Origin of the sequence: Streptomyces sp. DSM 40868, assembly GCF_011820545.1 — a bacterium.
In the GTDB taxonomy this organism is placed as follows: Bacteria; Actinomycetota; Actinomycetes; order Streptomycetales; family Streptomycetaceae; genus Streptomyces; species Streptomyces eurythermus.
Genome location: NZ_CP050504.1, coordinates 5,722,287 through 5,742,659 on the forward strand (window position 1 = coordinate 5,722,287; position 20,373 = coordinate 5,742,659).

21 protein-coding genes are annotated in these 20,373 nt (G+C 72.0%); 8 read left to right on the forward strand and 13 right to left on the reverse strand.

All coding sequences use genetic code 11. The annotated features are described in order from the left end of the window. Window positions 1–68: 68 nt before the first annotated feature. Genes HB370_RS26160 through HB370_RS26170 form a run of 3 tightly spaced genes read right to left on the reverse strand, consistent with a single transcriptional unit; the run spans window position 69 to window position 3,139 of the window. Window positions 69–1,202 carry an Mrp/NBP35 family ATP-binding protein gene (locus tag HB370_RS26160; protein WP_030787938.1) on the reverse strand — a complete coding sequence of 378 codons (1,134 nt, stop codon included), beginning with the start codon at window positions 1,200–1,202 and terminating at the stop codon, window positions 69–71. 43 nt (window positions 1,203–1,245) lie between these two features. Then, window positions 1,246–1,860 (reverse strand): DUF1003 domain-containing protein, encoded by a 615-nt coding sequence (locus tag HB370_RS26165; RefSeq protein ID WP_030787935.1) that lies wholly within the window; start codon window positions 1,858–1,860, stop codon window positions 1,246–1,248. Continuing rightward, entirely contained in the window at window positions 1,850–3,139 is a 1,290-nt protein-coding gene (locus tag HB370_RS26170; protein ID WP_030787932.1) for a CBS domain-containing protein, read from the reverse strand. Before HB370_RS26170 ends, HB370_RS26165 begins: the two co-directional genes overlap by 11 nt. A gap of 190 nt (window positions 3,140–3,329) precedes the next feature. Between HB370_RS26170 and HB370_RS26175 the strand changes: the two genes are divergently transcribed. Continuing rightward, window positions 3,330–4,076: a hypothetical protein gene (locus HB370_RS26175; RefSeq protein WP_030787930.1), complete on the forward strand. Its 747-nt coding sequence runs from the start codon at window positions 3,330–3,332 to the stop codon at window positions 4,074–4,076. A 13-nt stretch (window positions 4,077–4,089) separates the two neighbouring features. Here HB370_RS26175 and HB370_RS26180 read toward each other — a convergent pair whose 3' ends face one another. Both HB370_RS26180 and HB370_RS26185 read right to left on the reverse strand, forming a co-directional pair. Then, on the reverse strand, window positions 4,090–4,605 hold the full coding sequence (locus HB370_RS26180; RefSeq protein WP_030787926.1) for a hypothetical protein: 516 nt from the start codon (window positions 4,603–4,605) through the stop codon (window positions 4,090–4,092). Window positions 4,606–4,658: 53 nt separating this feature from the next. Beyond that, the gene (locus tag HB370_RS26185) at window positions 4,659–5,786 is read right to left on the reverse strand and encodes a magnesium and cobalt transport protein CorA (RefSeq protein WP_030787923.1); all 1,128 of its coding nucleotides are present in this window, start codon (window positions 5,784–5,786) and stop codon (window positions 4,659–4,661) included. 460 nt (window positions 5,787–6,246) lie between these two features. Between HB370_RS26185 and HB370_RS26190 the strand changes: the two genes are divergently transcribed. Next, window positions 6,247–6,831 (forward strand): suppressor of fused domain protein, encoded by a 585-nt coding sequence (locus tag HB370_RS26190; protein WP_030787921.1) that lies wholly within the window; start codon window positions 6,247–6,249, stop codon window positions 6,829–6,831. A gap of 53 nt (window positions 6,832–6,884) precedes the next feature. Here HB370_RS26190 and HB370_RS26195 read toward each other — a convergent pair whose 3' ends face one another. Beyond that, the gene (locus tag HB370_RS26195) at window positions 6,885–8,108 is read right to left on the reverse strand and encodes an MFS transporter (RefSeq protein WP_030787919.1); all 1,224 of its coding nucleotides are present in this window, start codon (window positions 8,106–8,108) and stop codon (window positions 6,885–6,887) included. Between the two features lie 182 nt (window positions 8,109–8,290). Between HB370_RS26195 and HB370_RS26200 the strand changes: the two genes are divergently transcribed. The 3 genes from HB370_RS26200 (at window position 8,291) to HB370_RS26210 (ending at window position 10,660) form a co-directional block, all read left to right on the forward strand. Next, window positions 8,291–8,932, forward strand: a complete 642-nt coding sequence (locus HB370_RS26200) for a DUF6758 family protein (RefSeq protein ID WP_030614772.1) — start codon at window positions 8,291–8,293, stop codon at window positions 8,930–8,932. Window positions 8,933–9,123: 191 nt separating this feature from the next. Then, a complete protein-coding gene (locus HB370_RS26205) occupies window positions 9,124–9,981 on the forward strand; it encodes a PHP domain-containing protein (protein WP_030787917.1) in 858 nt (285 codons plus the stop codon). Between the two features lie 73 nt (window positions 9,982–10,054). Then, a complete protein-coding gene (locus HB370_RS26210) occupies window positions 10,055–10,660 on the forward strand; it encodes a MarC family protein (protein WP_030787915.1) in 606 nt (201 codons plus the stop codon). A gap of 55 nt (window positions 10,661–10,715) precedes the next feature. Here HB370_RS26210 and HB370_RS26215 read toward each other — a convergent pair whose 3' ends face one another. Beyond that, window positions 10,716–10,868 carry a hypothetical protein gene (locus HB370_RS26215; RefSeq protein WP_167345759.1) on the reverse strand — a complete coding sequence of 51 codons (153 nt, stop codon included), beginning with the start codon at window positions 10,866–10,868 and terminating at the stop codon, window positions 10,716–10,718. 207 nt (window positions 10,869–11,075) lie between these two features. On the opposite strand from HB370_RS26215, the gene HB370_RS26220 reads away from it, so the two are divergent. Beyond that, a complete protein-coding gene (locus HB370_RS26220; RefSeq protein ID WP_030787913.1) occupies window positions 11,076–11,984 on the forward strand; it encodes an NYN domain-containing protein in 909 nt (302 codons plus the stop codon). An 18-nt stretch (window positions 11,985–12,002) separates the two neighbouring features. On the opposite strand, the gene HB370_RS26225 is transcribed toward HB370_RS26220, so the two are convergent. After that, window positions 12,003–12,896 carry an alpha/beta hydrolase gene (locus HB370_RS26225; protein ID WP_030787910.1) on the reverse strand — a complete coding sequence of 298 codons (894 nt, stop codon included), beginning with the start codon at window positions 12,894–12,896 and terminating at the stop codon, window positions 12,003–12,005. 213 nt (window positions 12,897–13,109) lie between these two features. Beyond that, a complete protein-coding gene (locus HB370_RS26230; protein WP_030787907.1) occupies window positions 13,110–15,932 on the reverse strand; it encodes a DEAD/DEAH box helicase in 2,823 nt (940 codons plus the stop codon). A gap of 523 nt (window positions 15,933–16,455) precedes the next feature. Here HB370_RS26230 and HB370_RS26240 point away from each other — a divergent pair. After that, complete coding sequence (locus HB370_RS26240; RefSeq protein WP_030787904.1) at window positions 16,456–17,202, forward strand: ferritin-like fold-containing protein; 747 nt, start codon at window positions 16,456–16,458, stop codon at window positions 17,200–17,202. Window positions 17,203–17,262: 60 nt separating this feature from the next. On the opposite strand, the gene HB370_RS26245 is transcribed toward HB370_RS26240, so the two are convergent. The 4 genes from HB370_RS26245 to HB370_RS26260 form a co-directional block, all read right to left on the reverse strand. Then, complete coding sequence (locus tag HB370_RS26245) at window positions 17,263–17,532, reverse strand: hypothetical protein (protein ID WP_030787901.1); 270 nt, start codon at window positions 17,530–17,532, stop codon at window positions 17,263–17,265. A gap of 216 nt (window positions 17,533–17,748) precedes the next feature. Beyond that, window positions 17,749–17,976, reverse strand: coding sequence for a DUF3107 domain-containing protein (locus HB370_RS26250; RefSeq protein WP_030787899.1), 228 nt, complete (start codon window positions 17,974–17,976; stop codon window positions 17,749–17,751). Window positions 17,977–18,151: 175 nt separating this feature from the next. Further along, window positions 18,152–18,793: a TetR/AcrR family transcriptional regulator gene (locus HB370_RS26255; protein ID WP_030787897.1), complete on the reverse strand. Its 642-nt coding sequence runs from the start codon at window positions 18,791–18,793 to the stop codon at window positions 18,152–18,154. Between the two features lie 156 nt (window positions 18,794–18,949). After that, a complete protein-coding gene (locus tag HB370_RS26260; RefSeq protein WP_030787894.1) occupies window positions 18,950–19,183 on the reverse strand; it encodes a hypothetical protein in 234 nt (77 codons plus the stop codon). A 196-nt stretch (window positions 19,184–19,379) separates the two neighbouring features. On the opposite strand from HB370_RS26260, the gene HB370_RS26265 reads away from it, so the two are divergent. Then, window positions 19,380–20,366 carry an alpha/beta hydrolase gene (locus HB370_RS26265; RefSeq protein WP_051816012.1) on the forward strand — a complete coding sequence of 329 codons (987 nt, stop codon included), beginning with the start codon at window positions 19,380–19,382 and terminating at the stop codon, window positions 20,364–20,366. The last annotated feature ends 7 nt before the right edge of the window (window positions 20,367–20,373 follow it).

Genomic DNA, 20,373 nt, shown 5'->3' on the forward strand with positions numbered 1-20,373 from the left:
GGCATGACGAAGGGGCGCCGTCCAGAAGGACGCGCGCCCCCGTGCCGCGGTGCCTGGGACAGGCCGGCTCAGAACTTGTTCTTCGGCGTCAGACCCAGCGACAGGCCCGACAGACCGCGCTGCCTGCCGCCCAGCTTGCCGGCGATCGCGCGCAGGGCCGAGCCCGCCGGGGAGCCGGGGTCGGTGAGGACCACCGGCTTGCCCTCGTCGCCGCCCTCGCGGAGGCGGACGTCGATGGGGATGCTGCCGAGGACCGGGACCGTCGTGCCCGTGGTGCGGGTCAGGCCGTCGGCGACCAGCTGGCCGCCGCCCGTGCCGAAGACGTCGACCATCTCGCCGCAGTGCGGGCAGGGCAGGCCGGACATGTTCTCGACCACGCCGACGATCTTCTGGTGGGTCTGTACGGCGATGGAACCGGCGCGCTCGGCGACCTCGGCCGCCGCCTGCTGCGGCGTCGTCACGACCAGGATCTCGGCGTTCGGGACCAGCTGGGCCACGGAGATCGCGATGTCACCCGTGCCGGGCGGCAGGTCCAGCAGCAGGACGTCCAGGTCGCCCCAGTAGACATCGGCGAGGAACTGCTGGAGGGCGCGGTGCAGCATCGGGCCGCGCCAGACGACCGGCGCGTTGCCCGGCGTGAACATGCCGATGGAGATGACCTTCACGCCGTTCGCGGACGGCGGCATGATCATGTTCTCGACCTGGGTGGGCCGGCCGTCGGCGCCCAGCATGCGCGGCACGCTGTGACCGTAGATGTCGGCGTCCACGACACCGACCTTCAGGCCGTCGGCCGCCATCGCCGCCGCCAGGTTGACCGTCACCGAGGACTTGCCGACCCCGCCCTTGCCGGAGGCGACCGCGTAGACCCGGGTCAGGTTGCCCGGCTTGGCGAAGGGGACCTCGCGCTCGGCCTGGCCGCCGCGCAGCGCCGCCGCCAGCTCCTTGCGCTGCTCGTCGCTCATCACGTCCAGGGTGACGTCGACCCGGGTGACGCCCTCGACCCGGGAGACCGCCTCGGTGACGCGTTGCGTGATGGTGTCCCGCATCGGGCAGCCGGACACCGTCAGATACACGGTGACCGCGACCGCTCCGTCCGCGCCGATCTCCACGGACTTGACCATCCCGAGTTCGGTGATCGGGCGGTTGATCTCGGGGTCGTTCACCGTCGCCAGTGCCTCGCGCACCGCGTCTTCCGTAGCCATAAGGACGATGGTACGGCCCGCCGAGGGGCCTGAGGGATGCCCTTCAGCGGTCGTCTGTGTCACGTCCCGGCGGGCGTTCTGCCCGTTCCGCCGGGAATACGACCTGACCCGGGTGTCCGTCGTGCCGGCGGTGCTCCTCCAGCTCCTTCAGCAGGTCCTGGAGCTCGGAGCGGATCCAGTCGCGGGTGGCCACCTCGCCCAGCCCGGTGCGCAGCGCGGCCACCTCCCGGGTCAGGTACTCGGTGTCCGCGATGGACCGCTCGTTCTGCTTGCGGTCCTGCTCCAGGTTGACCCGGTCGCGGTCGTCCTGCCTGTTCTGCGCGAGCAGGATCAGCGGGGCCGCGTAGGACGCCTGCAGGGACAGCATCAGGGTGAGGAAGATGAACGGGTACTCGTCGAACCGCAGATGGCGGGGCGCGGCGACGTTCCACAGCACCCACACGATGATGACGACCGTCATCCAGACGATGAAGCGTCCCGTGCCCAGGAACCGGGCGATCTTCTCCGACAGCCGGCCGAAGGCCTCCGGGTCCCACTCGGGCAGGAACCGGCGCCGGGGCGGGCGAGGCTGGTCCAGCCGGGGCATCCGGGGCCGGCCGGCGGCCGTGGCGCCCGCCGGGTGGCGCTCGCGGGACACGGACTCGCGCTCAGGAACCATGCGGGGGCGCCTCCTCTCCCTCGGCCAGGTGGAACTCCGTCTCCCGCCAGTCGTCGGGCAGCATGTGGTCCAGTACGTCGTCCACGGTCACCGCGCCGAGCAGCGACCCCGACTCGTCCACCACGGGCGCCGCCACCATGTCGTAGGCGGCGAAGAACCCGGCGACGACCGGCAGCGCCGCGTCCGGGTCCAGCGGCTGCAGATCGTGGTCGACCAGCGAGCTGACCAGGGTGTACGGCGGGTCGCGCAGCAGCCGCTGGAAGTGCACGGTGCCCAGGTACTTGCCGGTCGGGGTCTCGTCGGGCGGGCGGCAGACGTACACCTGCGCGGCGAGGGCGGGGGAGAGGTCCGGGTTGCGGACCCGGGCGAGCGCGTCGGCGACCGTGGCGTCCGGGCGCAGCACGATCGGCTCGGTCGTCATCAGACCGCCGGCCGTGTGCTCCTCGTACGCCATCAGCCGGCGCATGTCGGCCGCGTCGGCGGGCTCCATCAGGCTCAGCAGCCGCTCCTTGTCCTCCTCGGGCAGCTCGCCCAGCAGGTCGGCCGCGTCGTCCGGGTCCATCGCCTCCAGCACGTCCGCCGCCCGCTCCTCCTTCAGCTTGCCGAGGATCTCGATCTGGTCGTCCTCCGGCAGCTCTTCGAGGACGTCGGCGAGCCGGTCGTCGTCCAGGGCGGCGGCCACCTCGGCGCGCCGCTTGGGGGACAGGTGGTGCAGGACGTTGGCGAGGTCGGCGGGGCGCAGCTGCTCGAAGGTGGCGAGCAGGCTCTCGGCGCCCTGCCCGTGCTCCTCCAGGGAGAACCCGGTGACGGCCGACCACTCGGCGGTCAGCGTCTCCCCCTTCGCCCGCCGGAAGGCGCCGCCCTTGCGCCCCTTGCGCAGGAAGACCCGGTCGACCTCCCAGTCCCGGCGGGCGGGCAGCTGCTGCACGGACACGTCGAGGACGGTGACCTCCTCGCCGGTCTCCACCAGCGTCACCCGCCGGTCCAGCAGCTCGCCGAAGACCAGCCGCTCGGTGGGCCGCTGCTCGAAGCGCCGGACGTTGAGCACGCCGGTGGTGATGACCTGGCCCGACTCGATGCCGGTCACCCGGGTCATGGGCAGGAAGATACGGCGCCGGGTGGACAGCTCCACGACCAGCCCGAGGACCCGTGGGGGCCGCCGTCCGACGCGCAGCATGACGACCACGTCGCGGACGCGGCCCACCTGGTCGCCGGCCGGGTCGAAGACGGACACCCCGGCGAGGTGCGAGACGAAGATCCGGGGGGCGCCGGCTGCCATGACTGTGCTTCCTTTGCGTGAGGATCGTGGGAATTGCTCGGACATGTCCGCACGGGTGCGCTTCAGGCTAGCCCGTCCCGATCGGATACGCCCTGGTGGGCGGTCCGGACGGACCGGCTCCGCCGGGTGGGCGGAGCCCCGGTACCCTGCGGTACGCCGCTCAGGAACCGTCAGAAAGGCAGCTCCCTTGGTGACTGCGATTCCCCGGGGCCGTACCCGCCGCACCGCTTGGGTGACCGCGGCCTGCGCACTGGCCGTGACGGGAGCGCTGGCGCTGTCGGGGTGCGGCGGCGGCGACGATCCCGACGCCGGGACCAACGGGATCGGCAAGCTGTCCCCCGACCGGATCCAGGCCAGGACGCGGGCCGCGGCGGACGCGGCGAGCGCGGTACGGCTGTCCGGGACCGTGGTCACCAGCGGCCGTACGTACCGGCTGGACATGCGGCTCAAGACCGACGGCGGCACCGGGTCGGTGACGGCGCAGGGCACGACGTTCCAGCTGCTGCGGGTCGGCGAGGACCTGTACCTCAAGGCGGGCGCGGACTTCTGGAACCACGCCGACGGCGGCGACGGCGCCTCCGGCAAGCTGGACGGCAAGTATGTGAAGGTGCCGCAGCGGGATCCCGCGTACCGGAAGTTCAGCGGTTTCACGGACAAGGACGTCCTCCTCGACGGTCTGCTGACGCTGCACGGCACGCTGGCGACGGACGGCCGGCACGCCGACGGATCGGGTACCCGCACGATCCGCATCACCGGCGACCAGGGTTCCGGCGGCACGCTGGACGTGTCCCTCCAGGGCACGCCGTACCCGCTGCGCCTGGTCCGGGCCGGGCAGGCGGGGACGCTCCGCTTCTCCGACTGGGGCAGGGACTTCACCGTCGAGGAGCCGGCGAAGTCGGAGACGGTGGACTACGGCAGACAGCTGCCGGCGTCGTAGCGAGCCGGGTTCTCTACTTTCCCTTCCGGCGCTTCACCAGCAGCTTCGGCAGGCCCGCCGGTACCGGTCCGCGCGTGGTGACCGGAGTCGGCACCGGGCGCTCCGCGAGACTGCCGTCCGGCAGCGGGGTCACCGAACCGGCCGGCACCAGCCGCAGCACCCGGCACTCGCGGGCCCAGCGGGCCGGCATCTCCTCGGCGTCGGGGGCGTTCAGCCGCTTGCCCTTCAGCTCGGCGACCGCCGCCTCCCACGCCTCGGACCCGGACGCCAGTTCGCTCACGGTGGCCGGGAACGTCACCAGCCGGCCGCCCTTGTCCTTGCTGCGCACGCTCACCTCGGCGCGGCCCCCGTCGGCCAGCCCCGTCAGCGGCTGCTCGCCCGGCCCGTCGCCGACCACGCACACCGCGCCCTCGTGCCACACGTGCCACAGCGCCCGCGCGGCCGGGGCACCGGCGCCCCTGACCCAGATCAGGCCGGACTTCTTCGCGGCCTCCTCGATGAGGGCCCGGTCGAGCAGCTCGCTTGTCATGGGCCCAGCCTAACCAGGCCGCACCGGCCCGCCGACCGGCCCGCACCGGCCGCTCAGAGCCAGCCGTTTCGCTTCAGCGTGCGGTGGATGCCCAGACAGATCGCGGCGGTGATGCCCATGATCACCGGGTAGCCGTACCGCCAGTGCAGCTCGGGCATGTGCTCGAAGTTCATGCCGTACACCCCGCACACCATCGTCGGTACGGCGATGATGGCCGCCCACGCGGTGATCTTGCGCATGTCCTCGTTCTGCGCGACGGACGCCTGGGCGAGATTGGCCTGGAGGATGGAGTTGAGGAGTTCGTCGAAGCCCATGACCTGCTCCTGGACCCGGGCCAGGTGGTCGGCCACGTCCCGGAAGTACTTCTGGATGTCCGGGTCGATCAGCCGCATCGGCCGCTCGCTCAGCAGCTGCATGGGCCGCAGCAGCGGCGCCACCGCGCGCTTGAACTCCAGCACCTCGCGCTTGAGTTGGTAGATCCGGGCGGAGTCCACACCGCGCGAGACCCCGCCCTTGCGGCCGGGCGAGAAGACCTCGGTCTCCACCTCGTCGATGTCGTCCTGCACCGCGTGGGCGACCGCGATGTAGCCGTCCACCACATGGTCGGCGATGGCGTGCAGCACGGCCGAGGGGCCCTTGGCCAGCAGCTCCGGGTCGTCCTGGAGGCGGTGGCGCAGGGCGCGCAGCGAACCCTGGCCGCCGTGCCGGACGGTGATGAAGAAGTCCCGGCCGGTGAAGCACATGACCTCGCCGGTCTCCACGACCTCGCTGTTGGCGGTCAGCCGGTCGTGCTCGACGTAGTGGATGGTCTTGAAGACCGTGAACAGCGAGTCGTCGTAGCGCTCCAGCTTGGGCCGCTGGTGCGCCTGCACGGCGTCCTCCACGGCCAGCGGGTGCAGCCCGAACTCACCGGCGATACCGGCGAATTCCTCCTCGGTCGGCTCGTGCAGGCCGATCCAGACGAACCCGCCGTCGCGGCGCACCTGCCGCATCGCCTCCTGCGGGCTCAGGGGCCCCGCGCTGGGCACGCGGGCGCCGTCGCGGTAGACGGCGCAGTCGACGACGGCCGAGGGCGTCGCGGGGTCGCGCGTGGTGTCGTACGACGTCGTCCCGGAGTCCTTGCGCAGCGAGACGCGGGACGAGGGGCGGACCACGGCGCGCAGGTCGCGGATCATCGACATGGGCAGGCTCCTTCGCGGGCGGGCGGCGAAAACGCGCGCGGCGACGGGTGGAACTACCCGGAATGGGGACGTCCTGGCTGTGCGTGTGGGGCACGTCCACAAAGCGGGGAGCACCGCACCGTCGCGGTGGCGGCTTCACTGCCGATGCAGAACTGATTCAGATCAGACAGATCAGGCAAAGCGAAACGAGATGCTCTTCCGAACGACGACGCGCAAAGGAAGACGGCGGCCAGCCGGTACCTGGATTCAGCGGCCGGAAGAGCGAGTGGTACTGCACGGTCGACTTCGATCCATGGCAGCCCCACCTCCTCCGGCCGGTCCCTCGTAAGGGAGTCTCAACGGTGTCGGGACTTGACAACGACGCTTCCGCGTGTCGCCCCGAACCCCGGCTCAGAGTACCAGCCGCCGATACTGTCAAGGCGCCGCTTTGCCCGCTACTGACGAGTTCTATGCTCGCCGCATGGCTGATGTTCTTCCTCTGGTCGAGGCCCGGTTGACCACCGCGCTGGGCGAGCCGGACGCGCGCGCCGCCGTCACCTTCCTCGGCACGGACCGCATCGAGGTGCTCCGCTTCCACGAGGGGGACGTCGTCCGGTACGCCACCCTCGGGATGTCCCGGCAGCCCATGACGGACCCGACGGCGGTGCTCGCCGACCCGGTGAAGGGGCCCCGCGCCGAACTGGTGCTGTCCGTCCGCGCGGGCCTCGCCGACACCGACAAGCTGCTCCGCCCGCTCGCCGTCCTGGCCGCGAGCCCGCAGGTGGAGGGCCTGGTGGTGGCACCCGGTGCCTCCCTGGACGTGGGCGAGCCGCTGTGGCCCGGCGCTCCCTTCACCTCGGTGCTGGTGGGCGAGCCCGGCGGACTGGTCGAGGACCTGGAACTGGACGTCCCGCTGGATCCCGTACGGTTCCTGCCGCTGCTGCCGATGACCCCGAACGAGGCCGCCTGGAAGCGGGTGCACGGCGCCCAGGCCCTCCAGGAGCGCTGGCTGGCGAACGGGACGGACCTCAGGGACCCGGCCCGGAAATCCGTCCCGCTGGACTGACCCGCCACGGCCGCCGGGAGTGATCGATCTCACCAACGCAAGGCCGGATCCGGTCAGTTGGCGAAGACCCCGACGCCGTCCTTAGTCGCGTGCCCCGGCTGGAGCTCCTCCGCTTCGTGAACGAGGGCCCGGCGCCGGACGAGGACCACGAGCGCGCCCAGCACCGCCGTGACGGCCGCCACCACGAACGGGATGTGGATGTCGGTCCACTCCTCGATCTTGGGCGCGAAGTAGGGCGCCGCGGCGGCGGCGAACCAGCGCACGAAGTTGTAGCCCGCGCTCGCCACCGGGCGCGGGGCGTCCGACACGCCCAGGGCCAGCTCGGTGTAGACGGTGTTGTTCACGCCGATGAACGCGCCCGACAGGATCGTGCAGACGACGGCCGTGGTGTGGTTGCCGTAGCCGAGCACGAGCACGTCCGCCGCGAGCAGCACCAGCGAGCCGCCGAGCACCCTCAGCGAGCCGAACCGCTCCTGCATGCGCGGGGCCACGATCACCGAGAAGACGGCGAGCAGCAGTCCCCAGGCGAAGAACACCGCGCCCGACCGGTACGGCGTCATGTCCAGCACGAACGGCGTGAAGGCCAGCACGGTGAAGAACGTGTAGTTGTAGAAGAACGCGGAGACCGCCGCCGAGGCCAGACCGCCGTGGCCGAGCGCCTTGAGCGGGTCCAGGACCGAGGTCTTGCGGGCCGGCCTGGGCTGTTCCCTCAGGAACGCGGCGATGCACAGGAAGCCGATCGCCATCAGCGTGGCCGTGCCGAAGAACGGGTACCGCCAGCTGGCGTTGCCGAGGACCGCGCCGAGCAGCGGGCCGCAGGCCATGCCGAGGCCGAGCGCGGACTCGTAGAGCAGGATCGCCGCCGCGCTGCCGCCGGCCGCCGCGCCGACGATGACCGCGAGGGCGGTGGAGACGAACAGCGCGTTGCCGAGGCCCCAGCCGGCCCGGTAGCCCACGAGCTGGCCGACCGAGCCGGAGGTGCCGGCCAGACCGGCGAACACCACCACGAACGCGAGGCCGAGCAGCAGGGTCCGCTTCCCGCCGATCCGGCTGGAGACGAAGCCGGTCAGCAGCATCGCCACGGCCGTGATCAGGAAGTACGAGGTGAAGAGCAGGGACACCTGGCTGGGGGTGGCGTCCAGGCCCCGGGCGATCGACGGCAGGATCGGGTCGACGAGGCCGATGCCCATGAAGGCGACGACGGAGGCGCCGGCCGTGGCCCAGACCGCCTTGGGCTGCCGCAGGATGCCGCCGGCACCCGCGTCTAGGGGGTCCATGTGCTTCTCCCATCCTCACTAGGTAGTTGGGTTATACACATAGTAAGTTAGCGCACCTAATTAATGCAAGATGCACCTATCTCGGCATGGTGAGCCTCACGGTCGGGCATATGGTCGGCTCTTCCGTCCGGACGGGTGATCATCCTTGACGTGGGCGGTCGGGGGTAGGACCGTGGAGCCCTATGAGGGGCGAACCCAGTTGCCCGAGATGCGGTGGCCGGGTCAGGGCTCCCGGACTCTTCGCCGATGCGTGGCAGTGCGATGTGCACGGCACGGTGTATCCGCTGCAGCCCGTGATCCCGCCCAGCGTCGAGGCGCTCAACGTCGTCGTGCACCGCACCCAGGTACCGGTGTGGATGCCGTGGCCGCTGCCGGTCGGCTGGCTGTTCACCGGCGTGGCGTACGCCGGGGACGACCGCAGCGGCGGCCGCGCGACCGCGGTGGCCTGCTCCGGTCCGGGACCGCTCGGCGGCCCCGGCGAGCTGATCCTGATCGCCGAGGAACTGGGCGTCGGCCTCGGCGCGCGCTACGCCGGCATCGACGGCCCGGACCCCGGCTCGTACATGAACGTGGAGAAGCCGCCGCAGACCAAGGTGCTGGCCGCCGGCCGCCCGACCCCGCTCTGGCATGTCTACCGCACCCCCGACGACCGTGCCGTCTTCGCCGGGGAGGCGCTCGGCATGTGGCTGTGGGCGGTGATCTGGCCCGAGCAGTCCGGGCTGCTCATGTACGACGAACTGGTGCTGACGGATCTGCGGGACGCGGGGGCGGAGATAGACCTGGTGCCGTGCGGAGCGTTGTCGCCGCGCTTGCTCCGGCCGTAGCGCCCACCGGGGTGCCGGGTTCTGTTGTGCGGGCGGCTGCGGGGTGTCCGTGGTTTCTCGCGCAGTTCCCGCCCCCCTTTCGGGGCGCTCGCGTAAAGGTTGCTCCGTGGGTTCGGGTGTGACAGGCGAGGGTGGAAACGTCGGTATCCTTAGGTGTCCGTGTCCCTTGCGTCTGTCTGTCTGGAGTCGTCGTGCGCATTGATCTGCACTGCCACTCCACGGCCTCCGACGGTACGGACACCCCGGCCGAGCTGGTGCGGAATGCCGCCGCGGCCGGACTGGACGTCGTCGCGCTGACCGATCACGACACCACCCGGGGCCACGGCGAGGCCCTCGCCGCGCTGCCCGAGGGGCTGACCCTGGTCACCGGTGCCGAGCTGTCCTGCCGGATCGACGGCATCTCGATGCATCTGCTGGCGTACCTCTTCGACCCCGAGGACCCCGCCCTGCTCGCCGAGCGGGAGCTGGTTCGGGACGACCGGGTGCCGCGGGCCAAGGGCATGATCGCCCGCCTCAACATGCTGGGCGTGCCGGTCACCTGGGAGCAGGTCGAGCGGATCGCCGCCGGCGGCTCCGTCGGGCGCCCGCACATCGCCAGCGCCATGGTGGAGCTGGGGGTCGTGCCCACGGTGAGCGACGCGTTCACCGAGGAGTGGCTGGCCGACGGCGGGCGGGCCTTCGTGGAGAAGCACGAGACCGACCCCTTCGAGGCGATCCGGCTGGTCAAGGCCGCGGGCGGGGTCTGTGTGTTCGCCCACCCGGCCGCGGCCAAGCGGGGCCGCACCGTGCCGGACTCCCGCATCGCCCAGCTGGCGGAGGCCGGACTGGACGGCATCGAGGTCGACCACATGGACCACGACGCCGACGCCCGGGCCCGGCTGCGCGGCCTGGCGAAGGAGCTGGGCCTGCTGGTCACGGGCTCCTCGGACTACCACGGCAGCCGCAAGACCGTGACGCTGGGCGCGTACACGACCGACCCCGAGGTGTACGGGGAGATCACCCGGCGGGCGACGGGCGCGTTCCCGGTGCCGGGCGCCGGCGGAGCCTGAGGCCCTCCGGGGCCGGTCCGCCGTACCCCTTCACGCCCGTACTTCCTCTTTCCGCAAGGCCTGCACTTCCCTCATGTTCGACATCGCCGTCTTCGGCTCTCTGTTCCTGACCCTTTTTGTCATCATGGATCCCCCTGGGATCACCCCGATCTTCCTCGCCCTGACCGCCGGACGGCCGGCCAAGGTGCAGAAGCGGATGGCCTTCCAGGCCGTCTGTGTGGCGGGCGGGGTCATCGCCGTCTTCGGCGTCCTGGGCCACCAGATCCTGAACTACCTGCACGTCTCCGTGCCCGCGCTGATGATCGCGGGCGGACTGCTGCTCCTGCTGATCGCACTGGACCTGCTCACCGGCAAGACGGATGAGCCGAAGCAGACCAAGGACGTCAACGTGGCCCTTGTGCCGCTGGGCATGCCGCTGCTGGCGGGGCCCGGCGCGATCGTGTCCGTGATCCTGGCCGTGCAGAAGGCCGACAGCGTGACCACGCAGGTCTCGGTGTGGTCCGCGATCCTCGCGATCCACGTCGTGCTGTGGCTCGTGATGCGCTACTCGCTGCTGATCATCCGGGTCATCAAGGACGGCGGCGTCGTGCTGGTGACGCGGCTCGCGGGCATGATGCTCTCCGCGATCGCCGTCCAGCAGATCATCAACGGTGTCACTCAGGTGATCCGGGGGAGCTGACCCTCGTCGGCTCGGCTCCCCCGGAAAGCTTGAGTGGCTGACGCCCGCGCGCGGGCTACGAGGCCTGGGTCTCGGCCGGGCGGATCCACAGGCGCTGCCCGATGGCGGCGGCCTGCTGAACGATCCGGTTGACGGAGGCGGCGTCCACGACGGTGCTGTCCACGGCGGTGCCGTCGACCTCGTCGAGTCGCATGATTTCGAAGCGCATGGGCTTCTCCCTTCGTCTGGTCATCCTCCTACGGAGAACTACTGGTGTGACTGCCGGTGCTCCCGGTGTCGTACCTAGTCAACGCTCCGTTTGTTACGAACATTCCCTACGCTAAAGAAATTTTTCGAACGACTAATAACTGACCGGTAAGCAGAACGGAAGGGACCGACCGGGACCGGTTGTGTTCGCACTGTGACCACCGGGACAATGAAGACAATGAACGACGACCTGGCCGCCGCCCTCGAGGCCCGCATCGACCGCACGAACGAGCTGCTGGAGCGCATGCTCGCCGAGGTGGCGAAGACGCCCTCGACCCACGCCATCTTCGTGGACGCCGGCTATCTGTACGCCGCCGTCGGCCGGCTGGTCGCCGGAACCGAGGACCGCCGCGCCTTCGACCTGGACGCCGAGGGCCTGATCGAGGCGCTGATCGACCGGGCCCGGATGATCTTCGCGGACAGCCGGCTGCTGCGCGTCTACTGGTACGACGGCGCCCGGCGTCGTATACACACCGCCGAACAGCAGGTCATCGCCGAGCTGCCCGACGTCAAGGTCCGCCTCGGCAACCTCAACGCCAACAACCAGCAGAAGGGCGTCGACTCGCTGATCCGCACGGACCTGGAGTCACTGGCGAGGCACCGCGCGATCAGCGACGCGGCCCTCCTGGGCGGTGACGAGGACCTGGTCTCGGCGGTCGAGGCGGCCCAGGGCTACGGCGCCCGCGTCCACCTCTGGGGCATCGAGGCACCGGAGGGCCGCAACCAGGCCGAACCGCTGCTCTGGGAGGTCGACAGCCAGCGCACCTTCGACCTCGACTTCTTCAAGCCGTACGTCGCCCGGCGCACGGCCGCCGCGTACGACGCCACCGGCACCGCCCGCCCCACCCGCGAGGACGTTCGCTTCGTCGGCGCCCAGATCGCGGCCAAGTGGCTCGTCTCCCGGGGCCGCGAAGCCCTCGTGGAACTGTTCCCCGGCCACCCCTATCTGCCCGGTTCCGTCGACCAGGAGCTGCTGGTCGAGGCCGAGGAACTGCTCCAGTACTCCCTGCGCGGCCAGGCGGAGCTGCGCCGCGCGCTCAGGGACGGGTTCTGGGAACACCTGCGGACCCAGTACTAGGCCGGCGCCGGACAGGCCCTATGCCCGGTTCCGGCGGGCGTCCGCGGTGTCGTCCCAGAAGCCGGCGAGCGCCCGGGCCGTCTCCAGGGGCCGGTCGGTGTTCGGGGAGTGCTCGGCGCCCTCGACGACCGTGCGCCGGGCCCTCAGCCGTACGGCCATGTCGTCCAGGAGCGGCAGCGGCCAGGTGTCGTCCCGCGCGCCCGACAGCACATGGAATGGCAGCGGCACGGCCGCCAGCTCGGCGACCCGGTCCGGTTCCGTGCACAACTGGCGCCCGGTGGCCAGCAGTTGGGCGGGCTTGGTGCCCAGCCAGCGGCGCCGCAGATCGGCCCGGTCGTCCAGCCCGGCGTCGAGCGCCGGCGCCTCCGTCTCCTCCGGCGGCTCCATCGCCTGGAGCGCCTCCCACACCTCGGCCATGCCGAGCACCGCGAGCGCGTCCCGGAGCAGCTTCACGCGCTCCTGCTGGGGCGCCGAGATCTGTGCCGGGCCCGAGGCCATCAGGGTGAGCGACAGAAAGGGCGAGCGGTCCAGCAGCACGGCCGCGCGCGCGATCTGGCCGCCCAGGGAGTGGCCCAGCAGATGTACCGGGCCGCCGATCGCCTCCGCCTGCGCGAGGACGTCCCGCGCCAGCTCCTCCTGCGCGTAGGCCGACTCGTCCGTCACCGGGCCGTCCGACTCGAACTGGCCCCGGCCGTCGACGGCGACGGTCCGGTAGCCGCGCTCGGCCAGCGGCACGTGCAGCGGATTGAAGTCCTCCTTGCTGCCGGTGAATCCCGGCAGCAGCAGTGCGATCCCCTTGGGTTCGACACCGTCGGCCACCGGGGCGTCGACCACGGCGAACTCCCCGCGCGCCGTCCGAAGGGGGTAGGCGCGGGCACCGGGGGGCGGGACGAAGGTGGCGGGCCTGCTCATGGGCAGAGGCTATCGGGAGGCGGCGGGAAGGGCGCGCGTGGGTTCGGGCCGCCAGGCCGCGGGCCCGGGCGCCGGGCTCTGCCGTGAGAAGGGGGCGGGGTGGCCGGCGGGGCCCGGGCTCGGGCGGAGACGCCGATGGCCGGGTCCACTGTCGTGGACCCGGCCATCGGACCGGAGCTGATGCCCTGCCGTCGCCGCGCGTGCGGCGCCGGCTCAGGCCTCGGGAGCCTCCGCGGCAGCCGTGGCCTTACGGGTCCGGCGCGGCTTGGGCGTCGTCGTCCCGGCGCTCTCACCGGCCGCCTCGGCAGCGGGCTCCGCCGCCTTGCGGGTCCGGCGCCGCGGCTTGACCTCCGGCTCCTCGGTGGACTGCGCCGGAATCTCCGGAGCAGCCGCCTCGGCGGCGGTGGCCTTACGGGCCCGCCGCGCCTTCGGAGCGGCTACCGCTTCACCGTCACCGTCACCGGCTTCGGTGGCAGCGGCGGTCTTGCGGGTGCGGCGGGGCTTGGTCTCCGCTTCGGCCTTGGGGGCTTCTGCGGCGACTGCGGCCTTGCGGGTCCGGCGCGGCTTGGCCTCGGCCTCCGCCTCGGCGGCCTCCGGTGCCGCAGCCGCGGTCTTCCGGGTGCGGCGGGGCTTGGTCTCCGCTTCGGCCTCGGGGGCTTCTGCGGCGACTGCGGCCTTGCGGGTCCGGCGCGGCTTGGCCTCGGCCTCCGCCTCGGCGGTTTCCGGTGCCGCAGCCACGGTCTTCCGGGTGCGGCGGGGCTTGGCCTCGGCCTCGGCCTCGGCGGCCTCCGGCGCGGTCGCGGCGGTCTTGCGGGTGCGCTTCGGCTTGACCTCCGCCTCGGCCTCGGCGGTTTCCGGTGCCGTGGTGGCGGCCTTGCGGGTCCGGCGCGGCTTGGCCTCGATCTCGGCCTCGGCGGCTTCCGGTGCCGCGGCCGCGGTCTTCCGGGTCCGGCGCGGCTTCGTCTCCGCTTCGGCCTCGGGGGCCTCTGCGGCAACCGCGGTCTTCCGGGTCCGGCGCGGCTTCGTCTCCGTGCCTTCGGCGGCGTCCGCGGGAGCCTCGGCAGCAGCCGCGGTCTTGCGGGTGCGGCGCGGCTTGGCCTCGGCCTCGGGGGCCTCGGCAGCGGCCGCCGTCTTCCGCGTCCGGCGCGGCTTGGTCTCCGCCTCCGCCTCGGGGGCGTCGGGCGTGGCCGGCTCCGCGGTCTTGCGGGTGCGGCGACGAGGCTTGGGCTCCTCCGTGGCCTCGGCCGCCTCCACCTCGGGGGCCGGCTCGGCCGTCTTCCGCGTGCGGCGGCGCGGCTTGGTCTCCGTCGCCGGCGCGGCCTCGGCCGCCGGAGCGGCAGCGGTCACGGGCTCGGTCACGGGCTCCGTCACCGGGGCGGCCGCGATCACGGGCTCGGCCGCCGGGGCCGTAGCCTCCGCGGTCTCCGTCGTCACCGGCTCGCTCGCCGTCGACTTGCGCGTGCGGCGGCGGCGCGGCTTCTCCGGCGCCTCCTCCACGGCGGCGGGAGCCTCCACCGGGGCCACCGGCTCGACGGCGGGAGCTTCCTCGGCCGTCGTTGCCGTCGTGGTCGCCGTCGCGGCCGTCACCGGCTGCGCGGCCGCTCCGCCGCGCGTGCGGCGACGCCGGCGCGGGGTACGGGTGGCGGCCGGGGCCTCCTCCGTCCCGGCGACCTCGGCGGTCGGGGCCGACGCGGCGGGGGCCGCGTCCACCGGCGCTCCGCCGCGCGTACGGCGGCGCCGGCGCGGCGTACGGGCCGGACGCTCGCGCTCTGCCGACCGGGCACGCTCGGGCTCGGCAGCCTGGGCACGGCCACCGCGGCCACGGCCGCGCGCGCCCCGCCCACCGGTCTCGCCCAGGTCCTCCAGCTCCTCCGCGTCCAGACCGGCACGGGTCCGCTCGGAGCGCGGCAGGATGCCCTTGGTGCCCTCGGGGATGCCCAGGTCGGTGAAGAGGTGCGGGGAGCTGGAGTACGTCTCCACCGGCTCGTGGAAGTCCAGCTCCAGCGCCTTGTTGATCAGCTGCCAGCGCGGGATGTCGTCCCAGTCGACGAACGTGATCGCCGTACCCTTGGCGCCCGCCCGGCCCGTACGGCCGACGCGGTGCAGGTAGGTCTTCTCGTCCTCGGGGGACTGGTAGTTGATGACGTGGGTGACACCCTCGACGTCGATGCCGCGCGCGGCGACGTCGGTGCAGACGAGAACGTCGACCTTGCCGTTGCGGAAGGCGCGCAGCGCCTGCTCGCGGGCGCCCTGGCCGAGGTCGCCGTGGACCGCGCCGGAGGCGAACCCGCGCCGCTGGAGCTGCTCGGCGATGTCGGCGGCCGTCCGCTTGGTGCGGCAGAAGATCATCGCCAGTCCGCGGCCCTCGGCCTGCAGGATGCGGGCGACCATCTCCGGCTTGTCCATGTTGTGCGCGCGGTAGACGAACTGCTTGATGTTCGCGACCGTGGCGCCCTCGTCGTCCGGCGCGGTGGCACGGATGTGCGTGGGCCGGGACATGTAGCGGCGTGCGAGGCCGATGACCGCGCCCGGCATGGTCGCCGAGAACAGCATGGTCTGGCGCTTGGCGGGCAGCATGTCGATGATCTTCTCGACGTCGGGCAGGAAGCCCAGGTCGAGCATCTCGTCGGCCTCGTCGAGGACCAGGCACTTGACGTGCTTGAGGTCCAGCTTCTTCTGGCCCGCGAGGTCCAGCAGCCGGCCCGGGGTGCCGACGACCACGTCGACGCCCTTCTTCAGGGCCTCGACCTGCGGTTCGTACGCCCGGCCGCCGTAGATCGCGAGCACGCGGACGTTACGGGCCTTGCCCGCCGTCAGCAGGTCGTTGGTGACCTGGGTGCACAGCTCGCGCGTGGGGACGACGACGAGGGCCTGCGGGGCGTCGGTGAGGTCTTCGGGGGTGGCGCGCCCGGCCTCGACGTCGGCGGGGACGGTGACGCGCTCGAGGAGCGGAAGGCCGAAGCCCAGCGTCTTGCCGGTGCCGGTCTTGGCCTGGCCGATGACGTCCGTGCCGGACAGGGCTACGGGGAGCGTCATCTCCTGGATGGGGAAGGGGTTGATGATGCCGACGGCTTCCAGCGCTTCGGCGGTCTCGGGAAGGATCCCGAGGTCTCGGAACGTCGTAGTCAGGGTGCTGCCTCTTCTGTGTGTGCGGTGCGAGGCGAGCGCGGGGGGTCATGTCTGACCGTGCCGGGGACGTCGGCTGCCGTACGGACGAACCACTCGGGCAAGCCGTAAGACACGGGACCTCTGCCGACGCTCTAGCGCTCGTACCGCTGAGGGTCTCTCCCGTTGTCGTACGGTCTGAGCCGTACGGTCGTGGAGAGCTGTCGGGTCGGAGCCGATCGGGCCACCGACCGGGCATCCTCATGCGTGCGGCCTGTCGGGACACGTCGAACACCGTCGACGCACTCAGCAGGCGCATTACCACCATACCCCGGATCGACGCACATGCGATGGCCGATTCGGTCACGTAGTGGTCGTCACATCGATCGGCCGTGGTTTCACAGTGATCGGCCGAGGGCTTGAGCGAGCCGCCGAGCGGGCTATTGTGCGCCTCATGACTAGCTCTGACAAGCCTGAGAACGCGTCCGCCGCACCTTCCGGCCCCACCGGTGTCGCCGCCCAGGACTGGGCGCAGGCGTCCGCCGACCCGCAGTACCGCGCCGCCGTCGTGGACCTGCTCGGCGCGCTCGCCTACGGAGAGCTGGCGGCGTTCGAGCGGCTCGCGGAGGACGCCAAGCTGGCGCCGACCCTCGCGGACAAGGCGGAGCTGGCGAAGATGGCCTCGGCCGAGTTCCACCACTTCGAGCGGCTGCGGGACCGGCTGACGGGGATCGGCGAGGAACCGACGGCCGCCATGGACCCGTTCGTGGCCGCGCTCGACGGCTTCCACCGGCAGACCGCGCCCTCGGACTGGCTGGAGGGCCTGGTCAAGGCGTACGTCGGCGACTCGATCGCCAGCGACTTCTACCGGGAGGTCGCCGCGCGCCTCGACTCCGACACGCGTGAGCTGGTGCTCGCCGTGCTGGACGACACCGGGCACGCCGACTTCGCGGTGGAGAAGGTGCGGGCCGCCATCGACGCCGACCCGCGGGTGGGCGGCCGGCTGGCGCTGTGGGCGCGGCGGCTGATGGGCGAGGCCCTGTCGCAGTCGCAGCGGGTGGTCGCCGAGCGGGACGCGCTGTCCACGATGCTCGTGGGGGGCGTGGCCGACGGCTTCGACCTCGCCGAGGTCGGCCGGATGTTCTCCCGGATCACCGAGGCGCACACGAAGCGGATGGCCGCGCTGGGCCTCGCGGCCTGAGCCGAATGAGCCCCGGTAGGGCCCTGGGCCCGTGGCCCGGGCACCGGGGTGCCGGAATCCTCAGGCCGGAGCTGATCGCCGGCGCAGGCGGCCCGCCGGGCGCAGCAGCAGCGACAGCGACGCCACCGAGATGACCGCGGCGCCCAGCAGGCTGAGCAGAGCGGTGCCGGGCCCCAGGGCGGTACGGGTGACGAAGTCGCCGAACAGGGCTCCGGCGACGCCTGTCGAGTACACCAGCGGGCGGGCCGGCAGCCGGTGGGCGAGCCGGTGCGCCCCCGCCCACGCGAGGATCAGACCGAGCACGGCGGAGCCGAGTGCTTCGAAGATCATGTCGGGGTCCCTCCCACGGCCGGTCCGGCTCGACGGTCGTAGCCCGTCATACCCGTGACCTGCGGATTGCAATCCTCGGCTGTGGAGAAGTTGTGCTCCGTATGTGTGTACGGATCCCTGTGCGGATGTGTGTGTACGGACCATGCGAAAGGGCCCGGCGGCACACGGCCGCCGGGCCCTTTCGACTGCTTCGGCGCGGAGCGCGAAGCCTTCCGTTCAGAGCGCGCCGAAACCCACCTTGCGCACGGTCGGCTCGCCGATCTCCACGTACGCCAGCCGGTCCGTCGGCACCAGGACCTTGCGGCCCTTCTCGTCCTGGAGGCTGAGCAGCCCCGTCTTGCCGGCCAGCGCCTCGGCCACGATGGCCTCGACTTCCTCGACGCTCTGACCGCTCTCCAGAACGATCTCGCGGGGCGCGTGCTGCACGCCGATCTTGACCTCCACGGCTATGTCCCTCCGACGGTCAGTGATGTGCGCGATCAACCGCGCCGTACCCAGCACACATTAGCCCGGTGAGGGGATCCGCACGCCGCGGGACGGAACGCCAGGAGCGAACACCGGGCGGGAACAAACCGGGACCGGACCTGGAAGAACCCGGAAGAACCCCGAAGGGGCGCCCTCAGTGGTGCTCGGTGCCGTGCAGCGGGAAGCCGGCGATGCCCCGCCAGGCCAGCGAGGCCAGCAGCTGCACCGCCTGGTCGCGCGGGACGCTGCGGTCGCTGTGCAGCCAGGAGCGGGCGACCACCTGGGCGAGCCCGCCGAGGCCGGAGGCCAGCAGCATGGACTCGGCGCGCGACAGGCCGGTGTCCTCGGCGATCACGTCGCAGATCGCCTCGGCGCACTCGTTGGTGACCTTGTCCACGCGTTCGCGCACCGCGGGCTCGTTGGTCAGGTCGGACTCGAAGACCAGCCGGAAGGCCCCGCCGTCGTCCTCCACATAGGCGAAGTAGGCGTCCATGGTCGCCCGGACGCGCTGCTTGTTGTCGGTGGTCGACGCCAGCGCGCCGCGCACGGCCTGGATCAGCGACTCGCAGTGCTGGTCCAGCAGCGCGAGGTACAGGTCGAGCTTGCCGGGGAAGTGCTGGTAGAGCACCGGCTTGCTCACCCCGGCCCGCTCGGCGATGTCGTCCATCGCCGCCGCGTGGTAGCCCTGCGCGACGAAAACCTCCTGAGCGGCGCCCAGCAGCTGGTTCCGCCGGGCTCGGCGCGGCAGACGGGTGCCGCGCGGGCGTGCCGCCTCAGTTTGCTCGATGGCTGTCACGCCGCCTCCCAAAGTCGTCCACATGCGGTCTCGGCCGCGCGGCCATCGTACTTTTCGGTAATCGTGGTGTGCGCGGTGCGAGCGCAGAATTTCATGTACCGGACGACGGCGAAAGCCGTGCGGCGCTCCGAGGCGGTCGGCCGGGGTCCCGCGAGGTCAGCGGTAGTCGTCCTCGTCGAGCGCGACGACGCGTGCCTGCTCCATGAGGTCGGCCTCGTTCCCACGGTCCGGGTCCAGGCCCGTCAGCGGGTCGTCGCGTTCCGGCGCGATGTCCGTGTGCTGCTCCGCGGCGTCCCCTTCGGGCGCCTCGACGCCGAACTCCGCGGCCGCCTCGGCCTCCAGCTCGTCGATGTCCTCGATCGCGTCGGGCTCTGTGGGGTCATAGGCCATGGTGGGCTCCCTTCCTACGAACGTCCCTGGAAACAGCAGGGGCCACACGCGGGTGCCCTCTGTACGAGCCTAGGAGACTGCTGATCCGGACGCCATGCCGTCAGGCCCGTCCGCTGTCGGTTTTCCGTCCGGATACGATTCAGTCTGTGATGGCGAACACATGAATCCGGACGTGATCACCTCGTAACATTGCCGCATGTCTTCGACCGAGTCGCCGTCCGTGCCGGCCGCCAGTGTTCTTCCCCGAGTGGCGCCCGTCCGGGTCGGTGAGGGCGAGCGACTGCGGTCCGTGGGCCTGCCCGGCGTCACGCTGACGATCCGTTCCCGCCGGGCCGCGCGCGAGGGCCTGCCGCCCGCGCTGTACGTCCACGGGCTCGGCGGTTCCTCGCAGAACTGGTCGTCGCTGATGGCCGAGCTGGCCGACGTTGTGGACGGCGAGGCGGTCGATCTGCCGGGCTTCGGCGATTCCCCGCCCCCGGACGACGGCGACTACTCCGTCACCGGACACGCGCGCGCGGTCATCCGCTATCTCGACGCGGCCGGCCGCGGCCCGGTGCACCTCTTCGGCAACTCGCTCGGCGGTGCGGTCGCCACCCGCGTGGCCGCCGTGCGCCCCGACCTCGTCCGCACGCTCACGCTCGTCTCGCCCGCCCTGCCCGAGCTGCGCATCCAGCGCACTGCGGTGCCGACCGGACTGCTCGGCGTGCCCGGGATCGCCGCCCTGTTCACCCGGCTCACCAAGGAGTGGACCGCCGAGCAGCGGGTGCGCGGGGTCATGGGGCTGTGCTACGGCGACCCCGGCCGGGTGACGCCGGAGGCGTTCCAGCACGCCGTGGAGGAGCTGGAACGGCGGTTGCGACTGCCGTACTTCTGGGACGCGATGGCCCGCTCGGCGCGCGGCATCGTCAACGCCTACACGCTCGGCGGACAGCACGGGCTGTGGCGCCAGGCCGAACGGGTGCTGGCCCCCACCCTGCTGGTCTACGGCGGCCGGGACCAGCTCGTCGGCTTCCGCATGGCCGCCAAGGCCGCCCGTGCCTTCCGCCACTCCCGGCTGGTGACCCTGCCGGACGCCGGGCACGTGGCGATGATGGAGTACCCCGACGTGGTCGCCGGCGCGTTCCGTGAGCTGCTCGCGCAGCCGGCCGGCGCCGACGGCACCGCCCCGGACGCGAGGAGCTGAAGGCCAG